This window comes from Adlercreutzia sp. DFI.6.23 (assembly GCF_024462535.1).
In the GTDB taxonomy this organism is placed as follows: domain Bacteria; phylum Actinomycetota; class Coriobacteriia; order Coriobacteriales; family Eggerthellaceae; genus Adlercreutzia; species Adlercreutzia rubneri.
In genome coordinates this window covers 1-304 of record NZ_JANGBP010000462.1, presented here as the reverse complement: position 1 = coordinate 304, position 304 = coordinate 1, and the positions used below count along the sequence as shown (strand labels likewise).

The window sequence follows — 304 nt, the reverse complement described above, 5'->3', positions numbered from 1 at the left end:
TTCTTCGCGAACCAATTACCCATGGTGGGCGTGACGGTAACGGTGCTGGAGGCCGCCAGCCCGAGACCGACGAACACACCGGAGACATACCACATCCAGTGCTCATCGTAGAAGGCCATGGCCACAGTGGCCAGCACCTCCATGGCCACGGCCGCGATCAGGATGACCGGCAGTTTCACGCGCGTGAGCAATTTGCCCACCAGGGGCATGGCCAGGCCCATGCACACCATTTCTATGGTGGTATAGAGCGTCAGGGTAGAGAGTTCGCAGCCGATGTCCGTGCTGTCAGGATAGAACCACTGCG

1 protein-coding gene is annotated in these 304 nt (G+C 60.2%); it reads right to left on the bottom strand.

Going from position 1 to position 304, the window contains the following annotated elements:
- Window positions 1-304, bottom strand: a 304-nt coding sequence (locus tag NE591_RS14150; protein ID WP_256156968.1) for a hypothetical protein, incomplete at both ends; no start/stop codon positions are given.